The organism is Antiquaquibacter metalliresistens (assembly GCF_029211225.1).
GTDB lineage: Bacteria > Actinomycetota > Actinomycetes > Actinomycetales > Microbacteriaceae > Rhodoglobus > Rhodoglobus metalliresistens.
In genome coordinates this window covers 286,714-308,984 of sequence record NZ_JARGEM010000003.1, presented here as the reverse complement: position 1 = coordinate 308,984, position 22,271 = coordinate 286,714, and the positions used below count along the sequence as shown (strand labels likewise).

The following is a 22,271-nucleotide window of genomic DNA, read 5'->3' as shown; positions in this document are numbered from 1 at the left end:
AGGCTACCGTTCGGTCCAGACACGCACCGTGCCGGCGTCGGCGCCGGGCGCCAGCAGCAGCATCCCCTGCTCATCCGTGCGCACGGGCGTCGTGCCCGAGGCGGCGAGGATGTCGAGCAGCCGCTCGGTCGGGTGGCCGTAGCCGTTGCCCTCCCCCACGCCGATCGCCCCGACCGTCGCTCGCAGGCGGTCGTAGAGTCCCGCGGACTGGTCAGCCGAGCCGTGGTGACTCACCTTGACCACATCGACCTCGGGGATGCGGGTCGCCGACATCAACCGCTCCTGCGCGGCCTCGCCCAGGTCGCCGAGGAACACCGAATCGAGGCAGCCGTCGACGCAGGCCCCGACGCCCTCGAACGCGATCGTGACGCTCGCGTCGTTGCCCGGTTCGAAGCCCGCCAGCCGGGGCGGCGGCCACAGCACGCTCCAGCGAAGCTCGCCGAGCATCCCGCTCGGGCCGCGTGCGACCTGTTGCACGGTGGCGCCGCCGGCCGCGAGATCCGCCAGGATGCGCTCGTCGTCGGCGCTCGCGGTCGGACCGACCAGCGCGAGCTCGACGCGACCGAGCACGGCCCGAGTGCCGCCGACGTGGTCGAGGTCGTAGTGGGTGAGCACGAGCAGGTCGATGCGCGCGATGCCCAGATCGTCGAGGCAGGCCTTCAGCGCCGCCGGGTCCGGGCCCGTGTCGATGAGCGCGATGGTGCCGGCGCTGCGCACCAGGAAGGCGTCGCCCTGGCCGACCGCGCAGCCGGCGATCTGCCAGTCCGCGGGACGTGCCGCCAGTTGCGCGACCCGGCCGCCGCCCACGAGCCCCAGATAGGCCACCAGGGCCAGCACGACCGCCGCGAACGCCCACCGACGGCGGCCCAGTGCCGCCACGATCGCCACGAGCGTCGCCACGGCGAGCAGCGCGGCCCCGGCGATGCCGCCGGGCCACGGCAGCCGGGCGGCGGGGGCGGCGGCGAAGAAGTCGGCCACGGCCGCGATCCACGCCGCCGGAAGCCAGGCCAGGGATGCCAGCAGCGCGCCGAGCAGCGGCAGGAGGGTGGCGGCGACGCACGCCGCCAAGCCGACCACGGTCGCCAGTGGCGCAGCGGGGGCGGCCAGAAGGTTGGCGACGACGCCGTAGGTGGGCAGCGAGGCATCCAGCAGGATGATCACCGGCTGGCACGCCAGCTGCGCCGCCACCGGCACGGCGACGACGATCGCGAGCCAGCTCGGCAGCCAGCGCTCCAGGGCCTTCGCGAGGGGACCCGCGAGCAGCAGGAGCCCCGCGGTTGCGAGCACGGAGAGCGCGAACGCGGCGTTGCGCGCCAGCCACGGATCGTGCACGAGCAGCGCAAGCGTGGCGAGCGAGAGCACCGGCACGCCGCGCACCGGCCTGCCACCGAGCAGGGCGAACAGCACGAGCGCGGCCATCACCGCGGCGCGCAGCACGCTCGGCTCGGGCGTGACGAGCACCACGAAGGCGAGCAGCACGGCGATGGCGACGATCAGACGGAGCGGGCGGGGCATCCCGGAGATTCGGCCCAGGGCGAGCACGAGGCCGATGACGACCGCGCAGTTCGCCCCCGAGACCGCCGTCAGATGGCTGAGACTGCTGGTCTTCATCGCCGCGTCGAGCTCGTCGCTCACCGCGCTGGTGTCGCCGATCGCGAGCCCGGGCAGCAGATCGCCGCCCTCGCCGGGCAGCGCCTGGGTGGCGGTCAGGAACACCGTGCGCAGACCGTTCGCCCAGTCCAGCAGCGGCGGTGGCGGCGCGAGCTGCTCGGGCGGCTCGTCCGGGAACATCAGGAACGCACGATCGTCGCCCGGGGATGCCACGGCCAGCGTGCCCCGCAGCTGCACCCGCGTGCCGATCCCCAGCCGCTCCCCCGGAGCCTCCCCGAACACGAACACGGGCACCGCACCGCCATCCCGCACGAGCGCCACCTCGTAGGACCCGCGACCGGGCTGCACCACCTGGGTGGTGACGGCCACGACCGTCACGGTGCGACCCTCGGTCGTGGCGGCGACGAGATCCGCCGGTTGCCGCACCCCGGCCTGCACGGCGATCGAGGTGCAGCACAGGGCGGCCGCCGCCGCCGCGATGGCGGCGATGGCGAACCAGCGGTGACGACCCGCGATCGCGAAGGCGGTGAGCGCTCCCGCCGCGCCCCAGAGCGCCAGCGAGACGGGAATCTCGACACCGGGCAGGCCGACGACCACGATCGCGGCGATCCACCCGCACGCCGCGGGGATCGCCAGACGCAGGTCGACGTTCACACCGTCACGAGGTCTTTGAGGCCGTCGAAGGTCTTGGCGCCGATGCCGGAGACGCTCATGAGGTCTTCGATGGCGGTGAAGCGGCCGTTGGCATCCCGCCAGGCGATGATGCGGGCCGCGAGCGCGGGGCCGACGCGCGGGAGCGTCTCGAGGGCGGCGGCGTCCGCGGTGTTGAGGTTGACCTTGCCGTCGGATGCCGTGCCCGGGGAAGCCGCGACCGCGCCGATCTCGGGCACGACGATCTGCTCTCCGTCGACCAGGAACCGGGCGAGGTTCAGCTGCGCCTGGTCGGCGGTGTCGGTGAAGCCGCCCGCCGCCGCGACCGCGTCGACGGCTCGCGCGCCCTCCCGCAGCTCGTAGAGGCCCGGGCGTTCGACCGCGCCGAGGATGTGCACGTAGATCGCGCCGCCGGCGACCGGGGCTGCGCTCGGCTCGGCACGCGTCACCTCCGCGGCGGAGCCGTGGTCGCCGAGCGCAGCGACCAGCACGGCGCAGCCCAACCCGACGAGCACGAGCACCACGACGGCGCCCACCCGGGCGCGCACGCGGGCGCGAGAGGCATCGGGCGTGGCATCCACCCCGCCGACGCTAGGCGCGCGGCCCGCGCCCGTGCGGGGCGCAGACCGCGCGGTGGACTACGCGGGCTTGGTGGCGATGTTGACGATGCGAGGGGCGCGCACGATGACGTTGACGATGCGCCGGTCGCCGATCGCCCGCTGCACCGCGGCGGAGGCGCGAGCGAGCGCCTCGAGATCCTCGGTGCCGATCTTCGGGCTCACCTCGAGCCGGTCGCGCACCTTGCCGTCGACCTGCACGACCGCCGTCACCGACTCCTCGACGAGCAGGGTCGGGTCGGCCTTGCGCAGACCGGCGAACGCGACCGAGGGCTCGTAGCCGAGCTTCTGCCACATCTCCTCGGCGGTGAACGGGGCGATGAGGCTCAGCGCCACCGTGATGACCTCCGCGGCCTCGCGCACGGCGGCATCGGCGGCACCGGGGCCGGAATCGATGGCCTTGCGCGTGGCGTTGACGAGCTCCATGATGCGCGCGATGAGCACGTTGAACTTGAGCGACTCGGCGAGGCCGGGCATGTCGTGCAGGAAGCGGTGCGTCTGACGGCGGAGCGCGACATCCCCCGTCTTCCACTCGATCTCGGGCGCCGAGGTGACATCGGAGGCGACCCGGTAGGCGCGGGCGAGGAACTTGGATGCCGCGGCCGGCGAGATCGCCTCGTAGTCGATGTTGTCCTCGGGCGGGCCCGCGAACACGAGGGCGAGCCGGATGGCGTCGGAGCCGTAGCGGTCGACCTCGCCCGTGAAGGTGATGTTGCCGCGACTGCGCTTGGACATCTTCTTGCCGTCGATCTGCACCATGCCCTGGTTCAGCAGCGCGCTGAACGGCTCGGTGAAACTCACGTAGCCGAGGTCGAACAGCACCTTGGTGATGAAGCGCGCGTAGAGCAGGTGCAGAATCGCGTGCTCGACACCGCCGACGTACTGGTCGACGGGCGCCCACTTCTCCGCCTCGAGCGTGTCGAACGGCTTGGTCGGGTCGTTCGGCGAGAGGAAGCGCAGGAAGTACCACGAGCTGTCGACGAAGGTGTCCATCGTGTCGGGGTCGCGCTTGGCGGGGCTGCCGTCGCGCGGGTCGGGCACGGTGATCCAATCGGTGGCCGCCGCGAGCGGCGACTGCCCCTTCGGCTGCAGATCCAGCCCATCGGTGGGCGGCAGCGTGAGCGGCAACTGCTCGTAGGGCACCGGGATGAGCTCGCCGTCGGCGCCGTGGATGATCGGGATGGGCGTGCCCCAGAAGCGCTGACGGCTGATGAGCCAGTCGCGCAGGCGGAACGTGCGGGCCGCGCGACCGGTGCCGGCCTCTTCGAGGCGCTCGATGATCCGCTTGATGGCGTGCGACTTGCTGAGCCCGTCGAGCGGGCCGGAGTTGATCAGACGACCGTCACCAGTGAGCGCCTTGCCGGTGGTGGCCGGATCGAGCGGCGGCAGGTCGTCCGGCAGCACGGCCTGGCCGTGCTCGTCGACCTCGAGCACGGGGATCGCACCGGTCACCGGAGCATTGGTGTCCACGACGACCCGCACGGGCAGTCCGTAGGTGCGTGCGAAGTCGAGGTCGCGCTGGTCGTGGGCGGGCACGGCCATCACGGCGCCGTGCCCGTAGTCGGCGAGCACGTAGTCCGCGGTCCAGATCGGTATGCGCTCGCCGTTGGCCGGGTTGATGGCGAAGCGCTCGAGCGGGATGCCCGTCTTCGGCCGCTCCGTGTTCTGCCGCTCGATCTCGGTCTGCTTCTGCGCCTCGGTGAGGTACTCCGCGAACGCGGCCTGCACCTCGGGCGTCGACCCAGCCGCGAGCTCGGCGGCGAGCTCGGAGTCGGGCGCGACCACCATGAAGGTGACGCCGTAGAGCGTGTCGGGCCGCGTGGTGAACACCGAGATGCGGCGATCGAGGCCTTCGACCTCGAAGTCCACCTCCGCGCCGATCGAGCGCCCGATCCAGTTGCGCTGCATCGCGAGCACCTTGGCCGGCCACGAGCCCTCGAGCTGGTTGAGGTCATCCAGCAGGCGGTCGGCGTACTCCGTGATCTTGAAGTACCACTGCGTGAGCTTCTTCTTGACCACGACCGCGCCGGAGCGCTCGGAGGTACCGTCCGGCAGCACCTGCTCGTTGGCCAGCACGGTCTGGTCCACCGGATCCCAGTTGACCCAGCTCTCCTTGCGATAGGCCAGCCCCTGCTCGTAGAGCTTGAGGAACAGCCACTGGTTCCACTTGTAGTACTCGGGGTCGCTCGTGTGCAGCACCCGGTCCCAATCGAAGGAGACGCCGTAGCGGCGCATGCCCTCCCGCTGCTGGGCGATGTTGTCGTAGGTCCAGGTCACCGGGTTCGCCCCGCGCTGGATCGCCGCGTTCTCCGCGGGCAGGCCGAAGGAGTCCCACCCGATCGGGTGCAGCACGTTGAATCCGCGCTGACGCCAGTAGCGCGCCACGATGTCGCCGAAGGCGTAGGCCTCGGCGTGACCCATGTGCAGGTCGCCCGAGGGGTACGGGAACATGTCGAGGATGTACTTGCGGGGACGCCGGTCGGTCGGGTCGCTCGAGGAGAACGGCTTGGCCTTGTCCCAGTACGCCATCCACTTCGCCTCGATGGCGTGGATGTCGTAGTCGGGCGTCTCGTCGCGCTCGCTCGTCGCTGCCTGCTCAGTCACGAGCAACTAGCGTACCCGTCACCGCGCGCCGAGCACGGCGAGCAGCGCTGCCGCCTTGAGCTTGGCCTCGGCGAGCTCCTCCTCGGGCACGCTCAGCGCGGTGATGCCGCCGCCCGCGCCGACGGTCGCGCCCCGGGCATCCAGCACGATCGAACGGATGACCATCGCCAGGTCCACCGCACCGTCGAGGCCCAGGTAGCCGAACGCCCCCGAGTAGATGCCGCGCGCCCGCTGCTCGAGCGCATCGAGGATCAGCGTCGCGGAACGTTTTGGCGCCCCCGTCATCGATCCCGCCGGAAAACACGCCGCGATCACGTCGACGCGGTCGAGGCCCTCGGCCAACTCGCCGCGCACGGTGCTGACGAGCTGGTGCACCTGCGCGTAGCTCTCCACCGCGAGCAGGCTCGTCACCGCGACCGAACCGACCTTGGAGACGCGCGCGATGTCGTTGCGCATCAGATCGACGATCATCACGTTCTCGGCGCGCTCCTTCTCACTCGTGATGAGACGCTCGCGCTGGCGCCAATCCCCCGCCTCGGTGTCGCCGCGGGGGCGGGTGCCCTTGATGGGGCGGCTCTCGATCACGCCCTCCGGGCTCACGGTGAGAAACTGCTCCGGTGAGGCGCTCAGCACGCTCACACCGCCCGCACGCAGGAGTGCGCCGTGGTGGGTGGGACTGGAGGCCCGCAGGGCGAGATAGGTCGCGAGCGGGTCGGGGGTGGCATCCACGCTCGCCTCGGTCGTCAGGCACAGCTGATAGGCGTCGCCCTCGCGGATGGCTGCCTGGCAGGCGGCGATCATCTCGAGGTACCGTTCGTCGGAATACGCCCAGACCGCGGGGGGTGCGCAGTCCGCACTCCGCTCGGCCGACGCGGGAGGGACGAGGTCCCGGTGCGGCTCGACCGAGGCGAGAGCGGCCTCGACCTCCTCGCGCCACCCTTGGGCGTCGTCGAGACTCAGCAGCAGCACCTCGCCCGTGGCGTGGTCGAAGGCGAGCGCGCGATCGACCCGCATCCACGCCGCCGCCGGGTAGCGCAGTTCGCGCTCGACCGGCACTCCCATGGTCTCGGCCCGCAGTTCGTAGCCGAGCCAGCCGACCCAGCCCAGTCGGAAGCCGTCGGGCGCCGCGCTGGTGTCCACATCTCGCTCGAGCCCGCGCAAGAAGGCCAGCACGCCGTGCGGAAACTCGGTCACGACCTCGGCAGCGCGGCCCAGATAGCTGTGACCCGTGGTGGCGTTCGGGCCGCTGTCGAGCCAGAACGCGTCATCCCGGTCCCCGCACAGCGCGATGTAGGCCAGCGCCGGGTCGACCCACCGGCCCAGGGAAGCCACGTGGAGCCGGGGACGCATACCCTGAATCCTATGAGCGTCTCGTCGATCTTCCGGTGGCAGGACGGCGCGCTCGAAGCGCTCGACTACTGCGACATGACCGCGACCCTCATCGAGGCGGCGGACTCCTGGCTCGTCACCGACGGCCTGACGCTCGCATTGGACCTGCACCGCGCACGGTTCTTCGACGCGGTCGGCGCTCGGTTCCCCGACCTGAACGCGTCTGACTTCTGGGATGCCGCGATCGCCGCGATCCCCGACACCGGCACCTGGTTCCCGCGGGTCGAGTTGCACTCGCGAGCGGGGGCGCCGAGCTTCGTCTTCCGCCTCCGCAGCGCGCCCGAGCGGCGGCGTTCCGCCGTGGTCGCGACCTGGCACGGCCCCGATCCGCGCCGCACCCCGCGCGTGAAGGGGCCGGATCTCGAGCGCCTCAGCCGGGCGCGCACCGCCGTGCAGTCCGAGGGGGCGGATGAGGCGGTGCTGCTGACGACGGACGGCTACGTGGTCGAGGGGGCCTACTCCGCCCTGCTCTGGTGGCGCGGCGAGATCCTGTGCGCGCCGCCCGCGTCGTTCGCCCGGGTGGACTCGGTCACCGCGCGGTCGGTGCTCACGCTGGCACGCGCGCTCGGGCACGACCTGCACGAGGAGGCGGTGACCCCGGCGGAGCTCGACGGCACGGAGCTGTGGACGCTAAGTGCGCTGCACGGCATCCGGATCGTGACCGCCTGGATCGACGGCCCGCAGCTCGCCGAACTGCCAGGACGCCTCGGCGCCTGGCGCGCGCGCCTCGACGCGCTGCGCAGGCCCATCCACAGGCCCGCTCAGTAGGCTCGCAGCATGGGGTTCATCGGCGACGTGATGGCGTGGTTCGCCGGGGCGTTCGGGTTCGTCGACTCGGTGATCCAGGGCATCCTGACGTGGGTGCTCGACACGGTGTACGCCCTGGGGCCGGTGCCGCGCACGCTGTTCGCCGGCGTCGGCATCCTGCTCGAGACCTCGATACTCGTCGGTCTCGTCATTCCGGGCGACACCGTCGTGATCATCGCGAGCACGGCCGTGTCGAACCCCCTGGAGTACTTCGCCCTGATCTTCGCGGTGATCCTGGGCGCGTTCCTGGGCGAGTCGATCGGGTTCGCGCTCGGCAAGTTCTTCGGTCCGCGCATCCGGGCCTCGCGGCTCGGTCAGCGACTGGGCGAGCGCAACTGGGTTCGTGCCGAGAACTACCTCGACCGCCGCGGAGGCATCGCGGTGTTCATCTCACGATTCCTGCCCGTGCTGCACTCGCTGATCCCGCTGACCGTCGGCATGAGCACGATGCGGTACCGCAAGTTCATGGCCTGGACCCTGCCGGCGTGTGCGATCTGGGCGACCGCCTACGTGACGGTCGGCAGCGTCGTCGGCGGCAGCTATCGCCAGCTCGCCGATCGTCTGCACGGCGCGGGATACATCTTCGTCGCGGCGGTCGCGGTCGTCGCGATCGTCGCCTATCTGATCAAGAAGCGCATCGAGCACACTGAGCGGCGTCACATGGAGACGCCGGCGGACGGCGATGCGAACACTCTCGACGAGGTCGAGCCTCGCTGATCGAGTCGACCCGCGACCGCGCCGACGGTGACGGGCGGACCGGTGACCGGTGGTCGAGCGGCGTCGAGACCGACGCGCTCGACCACCGGCCCCCTGACTAGATCAGGCCGTTCTCGGTCAGCCAGGCCGTGGCGATGTCGGCCGGCGACTTCTGGTCCACCGTCGACTGCACGTTGAGGGCCACGAGGCCCTCAGGGGTGAGCGCGGCGGAGACGGCGTTGATCACGTCGGCGATCTCGTCGGCGATCTCCGCGTTCACGAGCGGCACGACGTTGGATGCCAGGAACAGCCCCTCCGGGTCGGCCAGCGTCACCAGATCATCGGTCTGGATGCGCGGGTCGGCGCTGTAGACATTGGCGATGTTGATCGTGCCCGCCAGGAGGTCCTCCACGGTGGTGTCGCCGGTCGCGCTGAATCCGACCGTGACCCCGTACTTCTCCAGCAGCCCCTTCGGCCCGTACGGACGCTCCTCCAGCTCCGGCGCCCCGCCGAGGGTCAGCGGCACGGTGGCGTTCGCGAGATCCGCCAGCGACGACAGGTTCTGCTCGGCGGCGAACGCGGCGGTGACGTTGTAGGAGTCCTGGTCGGTCGCCGATGACTGGTCGAGCACGGTCAGCCCATCGGGCAGCGCCGCCTGGAGTGCCGCGTAGACGTCGTCGGAGGTGGTCGCCGTGGTCTCGGGGTCGTAGAACTGCAGCAGGTTGCCCGTGTACTCCGGGAAGAGGTCGACCTCGCCCGACTCGAGCGCGGGCAGGTAGGCGTCGCGCTGGCCGATCGAGAACTCGCGCTCGACCGTGAATCCGGCGTTCTCGAGCGCCTGCGCGTAGATCTCGGCGATGATCTCGTTCGAGTAGTACGCCTGCGATCCGACGACGATCGCGTCGGAGCTGCCGCCATCCGTACCCGGGTCCAAGGGATCTCCTGCTGCGCACCCTGACAGGGCCAATGCCGCCCCGACCACGATCGCTCCGAGAGCGAATCGGCCTTTGTTCCTCGCTGTGAACATCACATCATCCTTCGGTTATGCGGTGGGTGGTTCCACCACCGCACGGCGCCGGGTCGGCCTCGTGCGGAGTTCTGGGGGTCGGCCGGCGGTGACGCCGCGCGGCACGACGAGATGCTGGAGCAGGGCGAACAGCCCGTCCAGCACCAGGGCGAGGGCGACGATCACGAGCGCGCCCCCGAGTATCTGGTCGAAGCGGCGCAGTGGCACGCCCTGAATGATGTAGAAACCGAGGCCGCCGAGGTCCACATAGGCGGCGAGCGCCACGGTCGCGACCACCTGCAGGGTCGCCGAGCGCAGCCCGCCGATGAGCAGCGGCAGCCCGAGCGGCGCCTCGATCTTCCAGAACACCTGCCAGGCGGTCATGCCCATGGCGCGCCCGGCATCGATGACGTTGCGGTCGATCGCCTCGATGCCGGAGTACGCCCCGGCCAGGATCGAGGGGATCGCCAGCAGCACGAACGCCGTCACCGCCGCCTCGGGCTTGTGCAGCACACCGATGACCAGCACGAGCAGCAGGATGAGCCCGAACGACGGCACGGCGCGTGCGGCCCCGGAGAGGCCGACCGCGAGCTCGCGGCCGCGCCCGGTGTGCCCGATCAACCAACCGAGGGGCACGGCGATCAGCGCGGCGATGAGCACGGAGAGGAACGTGTAGTAGAGATGCTCGCCGATCGCCTGCGGCAGCGGGTGCGAACCGGTGAGGCGGTCCGGCGAGAACAGCCAGGCCAGTGCCTGCTCGAAGAGGTTCATGCTGCCTCCGCGGTGCGAGACGAGATGCGCCGGGTCGCCGTCCGCCGCGGCGCCCACGGCATCATCACCCGCCCGAGCAGCACGAGCAGCCCGTCGACGATCAGCGCGATCGCCATCACCGCGACGACCCCGGCGAGCACCTCGGGCACGATCCGTCGCTGCAGCCCGTTGGTGAACAGGTAGCCGAGGTTGTCGACACCGATGAGGATGCCCACCGTCGCGAGCGCGATCGTGGACACGGCCGTCACCCGCAGCCCCGCGAGCACCACCGGTCCGGCGAGCGGGAACTCCACCGTCCAGAACCGCCGCCACGCGCCGTAGCCGACCGCGGTCGCGGCCTGCCGCACATCCGGATCGACGGAGGCGAGCGCCTCCGCCACCGAGCGGGCCATGATCGCGACCGCGTAGATGGTCAACGCGACCACGAGGTTGCGCTCCGACAGGAAGCTGATGCCGAGGATCGTGGGCAGCACCGCGAAGAGCGCGAGCGACGGGATCGTGTACAGGATGCCCGCGAGGCTCAGCAGCAGGCCGCGCGTGAGCCGGAAGCGGAACGCGAGCCAGCCGAGCGGGATCGCGATCAGGAAGCCGAGCACGATCGGCAACGCGCTCTGGCGCAGGTGCTCGAGCGAGAGGCGACCGATCAGGTCGAGGTTGTCGAGGATCCAGTTCACGCGGGATCCTCGACGAGACGTCCCTGGGTGCGCCCCTCGGCATCCACGAGCACGACACCGGTCACTGTGCGCTTCTCACGCAGGGCGCGCTTGCCCTGCTCGGCGCCGATGAAGCTCGCGACGAACTCGTTCGCCGGCGCCTCGATGATCTGGCTCGGGCTGCCCACCTGGGCGATCTTCGCGCCCTTCTCGAGAATGACGACCTGATCGCCGAGCAGGAACGCCTCGTCGATGTCGTGCGTGACGAAGACGATCGTCTTGTCGAGGTCGCGCTGCAGGCGGATGGTCTCCTGCTGCAGTTCCGCACGCACGATCGGGTCGACGGCGCCGAAGGGCTCGTCCATGAGCAGGATGTTGGGGTTGGCCGCAAGGCCCCGCGCGACCCCGACGCGCTGCTGCTGGCCCCCGGAGAGCTGGCTGGGATAGCGACCGGCGAGCGCGCGATCCAGACCGACGACGTCGAGCAGTTCGAGGGCGGCGGCGCGGGCGCGCTTGCGGGGCACACCGTTCAGCACCGGCACGGTGGCGACGTTGTCGATCACCTTGAGGTGCGGCAGCAGCCCCGAGTTCTGCATGACATATCCGATGCTGCGGCGCAGGCGCACCGGGTTTCGATCGAGGATGCTGCTGCCGTCGATCTCGATGCTGCCCGCGGTCGGCTCCACCATGCGATTGATCATCCGCAGCAGGGTCGTCTTGCCGCTGCCGGACGAGCCGACGAGCACGGTGGTCTTGCGGGATGGGATGACGAGGTCGAACTCCTCGACCGCGAGCGTTCCATCGGCGAAGCGCTTGCTGACGGAACGGAACTCGATCATCGACTCCGGCTCATTCCCCGCGCCCCCGGACGCGTATCGACACTTGCCCTGCTCAATCAGCTCAACAGTATTCGCAGGCGGTGTCATTCCCCGTGAGCGTCGACTCGACGCGATCGGGGAGACCGGCACTCAGCCGACGGCCTCGCCCAGGAAGGGCTTGAGCATCGCGGAGACGGTGCCGCGTGCGGTGTCGAGGAAGCGCTGGTCGCCCTCCGGGTCGCGTGCGAAGGCTCGGCTCACGAGGGCGTCCGAGACCTCGACCGCGGCCTCGAAGCGCACGCGCAGCTCGGGGCTGTCCTGCACACCGAAGCGTTCGATCAGGCGATCCAGCAGTCGGTCGGCGACGATCGAGTTGTAGGTGCGCTCGCACGTCGCGGGACGGAGGTCGAGCACGTCGCCGACCCGGAGTCCACGGAAGCCGGGCACGGAGCGGTAGGACTCGACGAGGATCTCGAACGCCGCGGCCATGGCGGCGGACCAGTCGTCGTGTCGAGGGTCGCCGATCTCGTCGCTGACCCGCGTGAACAGGCGGTCGAGGTTGCGGGCGCCGATCGCCTGCAGCAGGGCGATACGGTCCGGAAAATAGCGGTAGACCGTGCCGATCGACGCGCCCGCGCGTTCGGCCACCATCGCCGTCGTCAGACGCTCGAAGCCGATCTCATCGACGACCGCCGCCGCTGCGTCCAGCAAGGCCGTGAGTCGGGCGGTGCTGCGGGCCTGGACCGGCTCGTTTCGCAAGGCGATCCGAGTCTCGTCGGCACGCTCCATGACCTGTGCATCCACAGGGACACCTCCTCAGCATCACGGTTCTGTGAGGAATGGTATCGCGCCGACCCCCATCTGCGCTGTGCCACGTCGGTAGATCGTGAGAGCGTGGATGCATGTGCGGGAGATTCGTGGTCGCGTCGGCAGCATCCGAACTCGTCGATCTCTTCGACATCGACCGCGTCGGAGACGATCTGCCCGCGCCCTCATTCAACATCGCCCCCACCGATCGGGTGTCGATCGTGCTCGATTCGATCCCCAAGGGCGGGGATGCCGAGGCCGAACCCGTGCGCCGGCTGGAGGCCGCGCGATGGGGTCTCGTGCCCGCCTGGGCCAAGGATCCGAAGGTCGGCGCGACCGCGTTCAACGCGCGCATCGAGTCGGCGGCGGAGAAGTCGCACTTCGCGACGGCGGTGAAGAAGCGACGGGCCATCGTGCCCGCGACCGGATACTACGAGTGGCAGCAACGCGGCGACGTGAAGGTGCCGAACTTCATCCATCTGCCGCACGGCGAACTCATCGTCTTCGCCGGACTGTACGAGTGGTGGCGCAATCCGGCCGCGGCCGACGACGCCCCGGACAAGTGGCTGCTCTCCACGACGGTGCTCACCCGGGACTCCGCTGGGGAGCTGGCCGGCATCCATGACCGCATGCCCGTGTTCCTGCCGCCGGAGTTCATCGACGCCTGGCTCGACCCGCACACCGAGGCCGATCAAGACCTGCTCGACGAGGTCGCCGCAGCCGGCGCCGACGAGGCCGGTCGCATGCAGTTCTACGAGGTGGACCGCGCCGTCGGCAACGTGCGCAACAACTCCCCCGCTCTGATGGAGCCGCTCGCCGGATGACAGGATGGGGGCATGGCTGAATCCGTCGTGCCCGAGATCCAGCCCGCACGGCGCGTGCACCGCGCCGCCAAGCTCGAGGACCTCTACCACCGCTGGAGGGAGCGCCGCGGCCGACGACGCGGCCTGGTCACCACGATCATCCCGTACGCCGGCTACGGGTCCACGCACTGGGTGCGGGTGCTGTGCCGCGTCGTGCTCGCCCGCGCCGAGGGCGCCGCGAAGCAGCGCGCGGAGAAGGTGCGCGGCTGGCGGAGCTTCTTCAGCATCCCGGTCGACGACGCCGCGGTGACCGTCACGATCGCCGGAACGGACCACCTCGTCACGCCGGACCGCGGCGGCGTGGTGGACGTGCGCCTCGAGGCGCGTCTCGACCCCGGCTGGCAGGAGATCACGCTGCGCGCCGAGGGCATCGAGCCCATCGCCACGCCGGTGTTCATCGTCGACCCGCAGGAGCGCTTCGGCATCGTGTCCGACGTCGACGACACGGTGATGGTGACCGCGCTGCCCCGGCCCTTTCTCGCCGCCTGGAACACGTTCGTGCTCGACGAGCATGCCCGGAGGCCGGTGGCCGGGATGTCGGTGCTCTACGAGCGGCTGGCGCGCGAGCATCCCGGTGCCCCCGTCATCTACCTCTCCACCGGCGCGTGGAACGTCGCGCCGACCCTCACGCGCTTCCTCGAACGCAACCTCTACCCGCGCGGGGTGATGCTGCTCACCGACTGGGGACCGACCCATGACCGGTGGTTCCGCAGCGGACGGGAGCACAAGCGCGGCAACCTCGAGCGCCTGGCGGTCGAGTTTCCGCAGATGCGCTGGCTGCTCATCGGCGACGACGGCCAGCACGACGAGTCCATCTACGGCACGTTCGCCGAGGAGCATCCCGAGAACGTCGCCGCGGTGGCGATTCGGCAGCTCTCGCCGGGCGAGGCCGTGCTGGCCGGTGGGCGCAGCACGGTCGATGCCCACGCCGCGGTGCCGTGGTTCGCGGCGCCCGACGGCGCGGGCCTCGCGCGCGTGCTCGCCGGAGCGGGATTGCTGAGCAAGGAGGCCAGACGATGAGCGGGGGCGCTCGCCACGACGGGCGAGGCTTCGCGGGGCGGCGCTGATGGCCTCCCGCATCGAGGACTACGCCGTCATCGGCGACTGCCACACCGCGGCGCTGATCGGTCGTGACGGCAGCATCGACTGGCTGTGCCTGCCGCGCTTCGACTCGCCGTCGGTCTTCGGCGCCCTGCTCGGCACCGAGGATCACGGACAGTGGCGCCTCGCGCCGCTCGCCCCCGAGGCGACGAGCACGCGCGCCTACCTGGAAGACACCTTCGTGCTCGTCACGCGTTGGGTGACCGACGAGGGCGAGGTCGAGGTCACCGACCTGATGCCGCATGGCGACTCGCGCGCCGACATCGTGCGCCGGGTGCGCGGCATCCGGGGCTCGGTCACCATGCACGTGGACCTCAGGATTCGTTTCGACTACGCGGATGCCCTCCCCTGGATCAGACAGACGCCCGAGTTCCAGGGCCATGCCCTCGTCGGGATCGCCGGTCCCGACGCCGTCATCGTGCGCGGGCCGAAGCTCACCGCCAGCGACCACGTGCACACCGCCGACTTCGAGGTCGCCGAGGGCGAGACGGTGGACCTCGTGATGACGTGGTTCCGCTCGCACGAGCCGCCTCCGGATCCGTGCCCCGTCGACGAGCACCTCGAGGCCACCGTGGCCTGGTGGCGGCAGTGGGCATCGGCGGCGACCACCGGTTCCACCGTGTACGCGGATGCGGTGCGCCGATCGCTGCTCGTGCTGCGCGCCCTCACCCACGAGCAGACCGGTGGCATCGTCGCCGCCGCCACCACGAGCCTGCCCGAGGAGTTCGGGGGACGACGCAACTGGGACTACCGCTACGTGTGGCTGCGGGATGCCGCGCTCGCGCTCGACGTGCTGCTCGCACACGGCTACACCACGGAGGCCGACGACTGGCGTCGATGGCTGCTGCGCGCCATCGCCGGGGATCCGGCCGACGTGCAGATCATGTACGGACTCGCCGGCGAACGGCGGCTCACCGAGCGCGAGCTCACCACCCTGCCCGGCTACGAGGGTTCGGCGCCGGTGCGCGTCGGCAACGCCGCCTACACGCAGTTTCAGGGCGACGTCTTCGGCGAGGTGATGATCGCCCTCGAGGCGGCTCGGGCTGCGGGCGTCGAGGAGACGGAGTTCTCCTGGCCGTTGCAGCGCGCACTGATGTCGTACATCGAGGAGCACTGGCACCGCGCCGACAACGGCATCTGGGAGATCCGTGGACCTCGGCGGCACTTCACCCACTCCCGAGTGATGGTGTGGGCCGCGTTCGATCGTGCGATCCGGGCGGTGCGCGAGTACGGCATGGACGGTCCGGCAGAGCGCTGGGAGGCCATCCGCGAGGAGATCGCGGCGGAGATCGAGCGCGAGGGCTTCGATTCGGTGCGTGGGACCTACGTGCAGTACTTCGGCGGCTCCGCCGTCGACGCGTCCCTGCTGCAGCTCGCGCAGGTGGGATACCTGTCCTACGACGACCCGCGCATGCTCGGCACGGTGCGTGCGATCGAGGAGGATCTGCTCCACGACGGCCTGCTGCTGCGGTATCGCACCGAGTCCGGCGTCGACGGCCTTCCGGAGGGCGAGAATCCGTTTCTCGCCTGCTCGTTCTGGCTCGTGGAGCAGTATGCGCGCTCCGATCGGCTCTCGGATGCCCGCACGCTCATGGACAGGCTCGTCGGCTTCGCCAACGATCTGGGACTGATGAGCGAGGAGTATGACGTCGCTGGCGCCCGGCAGGCCGGCAACACGCCCCAAGCCCTGACGCACCTCACGCTGGTGCGCGCCGCGGACGCGATCGCGGCGGCGCAGTCACCTACGAATTCCGCAATGAACACGGCCAGATACGACTGATATCGCACCAGCGGCAACGCTATTCGCGCACGCTGGCCGATGGGAGCGCTCTCTTCGCCCGTTTTGACCCCCGAATGGGGGGTATACACGAGATTGACGGCGATGAGCGGCCGCTGCTACCGTGGCATCGCTGACCAGCGAGTCCCCCTAAATGAGGACCCACTGGGATCACGGTCCTGTACCCGACAGGCCCGGTTCCTACCCGAAAGGAACAGCAGCGCATGTTCTCCATGCTCACAGCCGCCCCCCAGGCTGGCGCAGACAATGGTCTGCCGACTGCCGTTGCGATCGCCCTCGCGGTGACCGCTCTCGTCGCAGTCGGCATGACCGTTGCAGCGAAGCTCAAGCACGTGCGCGTCTCCCGAACGGTGATCAGCATCGGCGCCGGATCGATCCTCGCTGTTCTCGTCGGCGCGCTGTTCGTCGGTGGAGCGCTTACCCGTCCACCGGCGGCAGCCGCCGACAACGAGGCGACCGTCAAGCTCACCGGTCACGGTCCGGTCGAGGTCAAGACCGACCTCGAGGGATTCCAGCTCCCGACGCTGTAGCCCCCGTGCGAGCGGCCGTCAGGCGGCTGTCGGTGTGGTCCAGCTCAGCGAGGCGAACTCCTCGAGCGTGAGCCCATACCGGGCGGTGTCCCGCGCGATCAGCGTGCGCAGCTCCGGTCGCTCGACCTCGGAGCGCACGAGGATGTCGACGCCGGCGGCGCGCACCGTCGAGGCATCCACGCGAATCGCCGCGATCGTGCCGTCAGCGCTGGCACCGCTGACGGTCCAGCGCCCGCGCGCCAGTCGCAGGATCCCTCCGCGCCGTGCATGGAAGGCATCGCCGCGCCACACGTTGCGGCCGAGGATGTGCTTCTCCTCGCGGTCGGGCGTGCGGAATGCCACGTCGTCGGTGAGCACCAGCGGGTCCGTCTCGAGCACCTCGAAGGTGAAGGTGGGCTCGAGCCGCGAGCCGTCGAGCCAGACCGGAACGTTCGTCGCCGCGATCCGCCAGGTTCCGGGCAGGAGCGCGCCGACATCCATCGTCTCCCCCATGCTTCGACCCTAACCCTTGACGGCACCGCCCAGTCCCGCTCCCCTGAGGAACACGCGCTGGAACGCCAGGAACAGCACGATCGGGATGATCGTCGAGATCGCGAGTGCCGCGAGGAACACGTCGAGCTCGGTCTGCGACTGAATCGCGGGGAGGCGCACACCCAGCGGTTGCACCGCGGGATCCGGGAGAACGAGCATCGGCCAGAGGTAGTCCTTGAGACTGGCGATGATCGCGAAGACGCTGACGACGCCGAGAATCGGCTTGGACATCGGCAGCACGATCGACCAGAACAACCGGAACGGCCCCGCGCCGTCGGTGCGTGCCGCCTCGAACACCTCGCGCGGCAGGTTGTCGAAGAAGCGCTTGACCAGCAGGATGTTGAACGCGTTGGCCGCTGCCGGCAGCCAGACCGCGAGGTAGTTGTTCAGCAGCGAAGCATCCCTGCCCAGCAGCGGCGGCGAGACGATAGTGAGGTACAGCGGCACGAGCAGCACCACCGATGGGATGAACAGCGTGGCCAACACCGCGCCGTTGAGAATCGGCGCATACCGCGGTTTGAGCACGGACAACCCGTAGCCGGCGGTCGTGGCGATCAGCAGCTGGAAGAACCACGCGCCGGCGGCCACGAGCAAGGTGTTCAGGAAGTACTGGCTGACCTGCACCTCGTTCCAGGCCTGGGCGACGTTGCCCCAGTCGATGCCGCTCGGGAACAGGGCCAGCGGCGCACGGATCGAGTCCTGCGTCGTGGTGAACGCCGCCTTGGCCAGCCAGAGGATCGGGCCGAGCCCCGCGATCACGAACCCGCCGAGCAGAACGACGTGCACCACCGTCATCGAGGCGCGCACCGAGGGCCGCCGCCGGTCGAAGCCGGAGAGGATGCCGCGGTCGCCGGTCGGCTCGGCCGCTCGTTCGCGACGCCGCGGTCGCAGTCGCGGGGTGGTGAGGATGCTCACTGGTTCCACCGTTCGGTCAGTTTGAAATACACGAAGGAGAGCACGGCGAGCACGATGGCGAGCATCACGCTGAGCGCCGTCGCCTCGCCGTAGTTGCCCCCGAGACTGTTCTGGAACGCGTATCGGAAGATGAGCAGCAGCACGGTGACCGTGGAGTTCGCTGGGCCTCCGTCGGTGAACAGATACGGCTCGAGGAACACCTGCGCGGTCGCGATGACCTGCAGGATCAGCATGACGAAGATGACCCCGCGCAACTGCGGCAGCGTGACGTGCCAGATCTTGCGCCAGACCGATGCGCCATCCACCTCTGCGGCGTCGTAGAGCTCCGGCGGCACGCTGATCAGCGCTGCGAGGTAGATGATGATCGAGCCCCCGGCTCCGGCCCAGGTGGCCTCCAGCACGAGCGAGGGCATGGCCGAGACCGCGTTCTGTATCCACGGCTGGGGTGGAACACCGAACCATCCGATGATGGTGTTGAAGACCCCGGTCGGGCTCGCGTCGTAGAAGAACTTCCAGAGCAGCACGGCGACGACGGGCGGGATCACCACCGGCAGGTAGGCGAGCGCGCTGTAGAGCCCCTTGCCGCGTCGTACCTCGCTCATCAGCACGGCGAGCAGGATCGGCAGTGGAAAGCCGAACACGAGCGCGATCGCGGCGAAGTACAGCGTGTTGACCACCGCGGTGCCCAACAGCGGATCGTTCAGCACGTTGACGAAGTTGTCGAGGCCGACCCACGACGATGTGATGAGGTTCGTCTTCTGGAAACTCATGATGAAGGACTGGATGATCGGCGACCAGCTGAAGACGCCGAACACGATGATCATCGGGGCCAGGAACACCAGGTTGCTGAGCCCGCCGCCGCGCAGCCAGGTTGCCGGGGTGCGCCGCGGCCGCGATCGTCGCACGGTCGGGACCGATCGGTCGGCGAGGGGTGGAGCCGGCGCATCATCGAGGAGGGTGGTCATGGAGTCGCTTTCGTGAGGGTGGTGCCCGGCCCGGTCGGGTCCGGGCCGGGCACGCACCGGCGTTCGGCTATTCGTCGAGGAGCGCCTGGGCGTCCGCGTTCGCCTTCGCGAGCAGCGCCTCGATGTCGGCGTTCTGGTCGGTGAGCACCGTCTGGATGGCTGAGTCGAGCAGCGCGTAGATCTCCTGCGTCTTGCCCTTCGATTCGGCCACCGGCGTCTGCTCGAAGATGCCGTCGAAGAATCCGGACATCTGGTCCAGCGGAACGTTGATGAACGGCGCGATCCACTCCCGCGATTCCTCGTAGGTCGCCTGATCGAGCACCGGCAGCACGGGAGTGCCGACGGCCTGATCGGCGGCGACGAGCGCCTCCGCGTCGGCGATCGCGGCATCCTTGTTCAGCAGCTTCTGCATGTAGTACCAGTCGATCCACTTCACCGCGGCGGCCTTCGTGGTGTCGTCCACCGCGGGGCTGACGACGGCGATGTCGCCGCCTCCGAGCACGCCGGGCTCGGCGCCATCCGTGGGGATGACCGTCAGCCCGTACTGCGCGGGGTCCATGCCGAAGTCCCGAACGAGCGCCGTGTAGACGTCCGAGCCGGAGGTGTACATGCCGATGTTGCCTGCCGCGAACTCCTGGTTGATGCTGCCCCAGTCGAACAGGAAGTTGCTGCCCATGGCGTTGTCGTCCCAGCGCAGCCGCTGCAGGAACTCGAGCGCCGCGACGGTGCCGTCGTTCTGCAGATCCGCCGTGTAGGTGCCGTCGCCGTTGTCGATCACGGTGCGACCGCCGTGCGCGACGGTCTGCGCCGTGAGCTGCCAGCCGCCCGTGTTGCCGGTGGTCATCGTCATGAAGCCGGCCTTGCCCGTGGCCTCGGCGATGGCTGCGGCCGCGGTTGCGACTTCGTCCCAGGTGGTCGGGGGCGCATCCGGATCGAGACCGGCCTGCTCGAACAGGTCACGGTTGTAGTGCAGTCCCATCGCGTAGGCCTGGCGCGGGAATCCGTAGAGGTGGCCGTCGGCACCGGTGACCGCGTCGAGGATGATCGGATTGAACTTGTCGCTGTAGCCGAGGTCGTCGATCTCCTGCGTCACGTCCATGAGCTGACCGTTCTCCAGCAGCGTCTTGGCGTCGGTGAACGGCACCGTGAACACGTCGGGCAGGCTGCCGCCGGCGAGCTGCACCGCGAAGGTGGGACCGGTCCACTCGTACTCGACCCCGATGACGTCGATGTCGGGATTCAGTTTCTCGAACTGCGCCTCCTGGGTCGCGAACGCCTCGTACGCCGCCGCGTCGGCGCCCGGGGGGAAGGTGGCGACGCGCAGTTCGGTCTTGCCGCTCGCGCTGCCGGCGGAGCAGGCTGCGAGGGAGGCGACGAGACCGAGCGCGGCGACGCCCGCGATGAGCGACTTGCTACGTGACTTCATTGTCTTGCCTTTCTGGTGGGTGTTGCGGGGACTTCGGTGGTTGGGTTCTCCGGCGTCGGCCGCGTGCGCAGCCAAGCGGTGGAGTCGGGTGGCAACTCGCCGTCGACGAGCGCGGCGCTCGCCAGGAGCAGTTGCTCGTGCTCCGGCAGGGGCACCGGGGCGGCGCCGAAGTTCGTGATGCTGACGAAGTCGTGCGAGCGACGGAATGCGATCACGTCGCCCGGGACATCGACCCAGGCGAACCGCTCGTCGCCGCCGAGCTCGCGCCGCAACGCCAGAGCGGCGCGGTAGAGGGCCAGCATCGATCCGGGATCGCGCTCCTGCGCCTCGACCGTGTACGCGGCCCAGTCCTTCGGCTGCGGCAGCCACGGCACGGTGCCGGGCGGCCCGAAGCCGTAGGGCGCCGCGGCGTCGGCCCATGGCAGCGGCACGCGGCATCCGTCACGACCCGGATCCACGCCGCCGGAGCGGAAGTGCATCGGGTCCTGGCGGGCTCCCTCCGGAAGGTCCTCCACCTCCGGCAGGCCGAGCTCGTCACCCTGGTAGATGTAGAGGCTGCCCGGCAGGGCGGCACTCAGCAGCGCGGCCGCGCGGGCGCGGCGCGTTCCGAGCGCGGTGTCGGTGGGCGTTCCGAACCGCTTCGTCGCGAAGGCGAACGAGCTGTCGTCTCGGCCGTAGCGCGTCACCGGCCGCGTCACGTCGTGGTTGGAGAGCACCCACGTCGATGGCGCACCCACGGGTGCATGGGCGGCGAGCATCGCGTCGATCGACTCACGCAGCTGCCCGGCGTTCCACGGGCGGGTCATGAAGTCGAAGTTGAAGGCGGTGTGCATCTCGTCGGGACGCAGGTAGTTCGCGAATCGCACCGGATCGGGCATCCACACCTCGCCCACGAGCACGCGCGAGCCGGGGTACTCGTCGGCGATCGCACGCCAGGAGCGGTAGATGTCGTGCACCTCGTCGCGATCGGTATTGGGATGCTGCCCGGGGGCGGGATGCTCGGTGACCTCCGGCAGCGCCGGGTCCTTCACGAGCAGCGCAGCCGAATCGATGCGCACCCCGGCGACCCCGCGATCGAACCAGAAGCGCAGCACGTCCTCGTGCTCGCGGCGCACGTCGGGGTGGTTCCAGTTCAGATCGGGTTGCTCGGGTGCGAACAGATGCAGGTACCACTGGCCGTCCGGAACACGGGTCCAGGTACCGCCCTGGAAGTTCGAGACCCACTTCGTGGGCGGCTCTTCGCCGTCGACGAACCAGAATCGCGCGCGCTCCGGGCTGCCCGGGGCGGACTGGAGCGCGGCCTGGAACCAGGGGTGCTCACGGGAGACGTGATTGGGGACGATGTCGATGATCGTGCGGATGCCCAGCTGCAGCGCCTCGCGGATCAGCGCCTCGGCCTCGCCGAGGTCGCCGAACGCGGGATGGATCACGCGATAGTCGGAGACGTCGTATCCCCCGTCGGCGAGCGGACTGGCATACCAGGGGGTGAACCACAGCGCGTCGACGCCGAGCCGCTTGAGGTAGTCCAGGTGCGCGCGTACCCCCGCCAGATCGCCGGTGCCGTCGCCGTCGCCGTCCGCGAAACTGCGGATGTAGAGCTGGTAGATCACCGCACTGCGCCACCACAGCGGATCGGTGCTGGAGGGGGCGAGCGCCGGGTGGGCGTTCGTCAGGACTGGTGCGTCCACGGGTTCGGTTTCCTGTCAACGGCG

At 69.9% G+C, this 22,271-nt stretch carries 19 protein-coding genes and 1 pseudogene; 6 read left to right on the top strand and 14 right to left on the bottom strand.

All coding sequences use genetic code 11. The features are described from left to right. Positions 1–3 precede the first annotated feature (3 nt). From PYV02_RS07095 to PYV02_RS07080, 4 genes are read right to left on the bottom strand one after another with little or no spacing between them, the layout of a single operon-like run. Entirely contained in the window at positions 4–2,265 is a 2,262-nt protein-coding gene (locus tag PYV02_RS07095) for a ComEC/Rec2 family competence protein (RefSeq protein WP_275757582.1), read from the bottom strand. Continuing rightward, positions 2,262–2,843, bottom strand: a complete 582-nt coding sequence (locus PYV02_RS07090; protein ID WP_275757580.1) for a ComEA family DNA-binding protein — start codon at positions 2,841–2,843, stop codon at positions 2,262–2,264. The genes PYV02_RS07095 and PYV02_RS07090 overlap by 4 nt, the downstream gene beginning before the upstream one ends. A 57-nt stretch (positions 2,844–2,900) precedes the next feature. Then, a complete protein-coding gene (gene leuS / locus PYV02_RS07085; RefSeq protein ID WP_275757579.1) occupies positions 2,901–5,483 on the bottom strand; it encodes a leucine--tRNA ligase in 2,583 nt (860 codons plus the stop codon). Between the two features lie 18 nt (positions 5,484–5,501). Beyond that, positions 5,502–6,833 (bottom strand): anthranilate synthase component I family protein, encoded by a 1,332-nt coding sequence (locus PYV02_RS07080; protein ID WP_275757577.1) that lies wholly within the window; start codon positions 6,831–6,833, stop codon positions 5,502–5,504. Positions 6,834–6,845: 12 nt separating this feature from the next. Between PYV02_RS07080 and PYV02_RS07075 the strand changes: the two genes are divergently transcribed. Next, positions 6,846–7,640 (top strand): aminotransferase class IV, encoded by a 795-nt coding sequence (locus tag PYV02_RS07075; protein ID WP_275757576.1) that lies wholly within the window; start codon positions 6,846–6,848, stop codon positions 7,638–7,640. Between the two features lie 72 nt (positions 7,641–7,712). Beyond that, the gene (locus PYV02_RS07070; RefSeq protein WP_275757953.1) at positions 7,713–8,396 is read left to right on the top strand and encodes a DedA family protein; all 684 of its coding nucleotides are present in this window, start codon (positions 7,713–7,715) and stop codon (positions 8,394–8,396) included. A gap of 97 nt (positions 8,397–8,493) precedes the next feature. Here the strand turns inward: PYV02_RS07070 and PYV02_RS07065 are convergent, their stop codons facing one another. The 5 genes from PYV02_RS07065 to PYV02_RS07045 all read right to left on the bottom strand — a co-directional run bounded on the left by PYV02_RS07065 (position 8,494) and on the right by PYV02_RS07045 (position 12,427). Further along, positions 8,494–9,402 carry an ABC transporter substrate-binding protein gene (locus tag PYV02_RS07065; RefSeq protein WP_275757574.1) on the bottom strand — a complete coding sequence of 303 codons (909 nt, stop codon included), beginning with the start codon at positions 9,400–9,402 and terminating at the stop codon, positions 8,494–8,496. Between the two features lie 15 nt (positions 9,403–9,417). Continuing rightward, on the bottom strand, positions 9,418–10,152 hold the full coding sequence (locus PYV02_RS07060) for an ABC transporter permease (RefSeq protein ID WP_275757572.1): 735 nt from the start codon (positions 10,150–10,152) through the stop codon (positions 9,418–9,420). After that, entirely contained in the window at positions 10,149–10,826 is a 678-nt protein-coding gene (locus tag PYV02_RS07055; protein WP_275757570.1) for an ABC transporter permease, read from the bottom strand. The genes PYV02_RS07060 and PYV02_RS07055 overlap by 4 nt, the downstream gene beginning before the upstream one ends. Continuing rightward, positions 10,823–11,644 (bottom strand): ABC transporter ATP-binding protein, encoded by an 822-nt coding sequence (locus PYV02_RS07050; RefSeq protein ID WP_275757568.1) that lies wholly within the window; start codon positions 11,642–11,644, stop codon positions 10,823–10,825. Before PYV02_RS07050 ends, PYV02_RS07055 begins: the two co-directional genes overlap by 4 nt. Positions 11,645–11,773: 129 nt before the next feature. Next, complete coding sequence (locus tag PYV02_RS07045) at positions 11,774–12,427, bottom strand: TetR/AcrR family transcriptional regulator (RefSeq protein ID WP_275757566.1); 654 nt, start codon at positions 12,425–12,427, stop codon at positions 11,774–11,776. 98 nt (positions 12,428–12,525) lie between these two features. Here PYV02_RS07045 and PYV02_RS07040 point away from each other — a divergent pair, with 98 nt between their 5' ends. The 4 genes and pseudogenes from PYV02_RS07040 to PYV02_RS07025 all read left to right on the top strand — a co-directional run bounded on the left by PYV02_RS07040 (position 12,526) and on the right by PYV02_RS07025 (position 16,722). After that, a complete protein-coding gene (locus PYV02_RS07040; RefSeq protein WP_275757564.1) occupies positions 12,526–13,254 on the top strand; it encodes an SOS response-associated peptidase in 729 nt (242 codons plus the stop codon). Positions 13,255–13,266: 12 nt separating this feature from the next. Then, the gene (locus tag PYV02_RS07035; protein WP_275757562.1) at positions 13,267–14,313 is read left to right on the top strand and encodes an App1 family protein; all 1,047 of its coding nucleotides are present in this window, start codon (positions 13,267–13,269) and stop codon (positions 14,311–14,313) included. Positions 14,314–14,341: 28 nt separating this feature from the next. After that, positions 14,342–16,174, top strand: a pseudogene (locus PYV02_RS07030) (glycoside hydrolase family 15 protein); the annotation flags it as partial. Between the two features lie 230 nt (positions 16,175–16,404). Further along, on the top strand, positions 16,405–16,722 hold the full coding sequence (locus tag PYV02_RS07025; RefSeq protein ID WP_275757560.1) for a hypothetical protein: 318 nt from the start codon (positions 16,405–16,407) through the stop codon (positions 16,720–16,722). A gap of 18 nt (positions 16,723–16,740) precedes the next feature. Here the strand turns inward: PYV02_RS07025 and PYV02_RS07020 are convergent, their stop codons facing one another. The 5 genes from PYV02_RS07020 to PYV02_RS07000 form a co-directional block, all read right to left on the bottom strand. Continuing rightward, the gene (locus PYV02_RS07020; protein WP_275757559.1) at positions 16,741–17,214 is read right to left on the bottom strand and encodes a hypothetical protein; all 474 of its coding nucleotides are present in this window, start codon (positions 17,212–17,214) and stop codon (positions 16,741–16,743) included. A gap of 9 nt (positions 17,215–17,223) precedes the next feature. Beyond that, on the bottom strand, positions 17,224–18,162 hold the full coding sequence (locus tag PYV02_RS07015) for a carbohydrate ABC transporter permease (protein ID WP_275757951.1): 939 nt from the start codon (positions 18,160–18,162) through the stop codon (positions 17,224–17,226). A 2-nt stretch (positions 18,163–18,164) separates the two neighbouring features. After that, on the bottom strand, positions 18,165–19,133 hold the full coding sequence (locus PYV02_RS07010; protein ID WP_275757557.1) for a carbohydrate ABC transporter permease: 969 nt from the start codon (positions 19,131–19,133) through the stop codon (positions 18,165–18,167). 67 nt (positions 19,134–19,200) lie between these two features. Further along, positions 19,201–20,559 (bottom strand): ABC transporter substrate-binding protein, encoded by a 1,359-nt coding sequence (locus PYV02_RS07005; RefSeq protein WP_275757555.1) that lies wholly within the window; start codon positions 20,557–20,559, stop codon positions 19,201–19,203. Next, positions 20,556–22,247, bottom strand: coding sequence for a glycoside hydrolase family 13 protein (locus tag PYV02_RS07000; protein ID WP_275757553.1), 1,692 nt, complete (start codon positions 22,245–22,247; stop codon positions 20,556–20,558). Before PYV02_RS07000 ends, PYV02_RS07005 begins: the two co-directional genes overlap by 4 nt. Between the last annotated feature and the right edge of the window lie 24 nt (positions 22,248–22,271).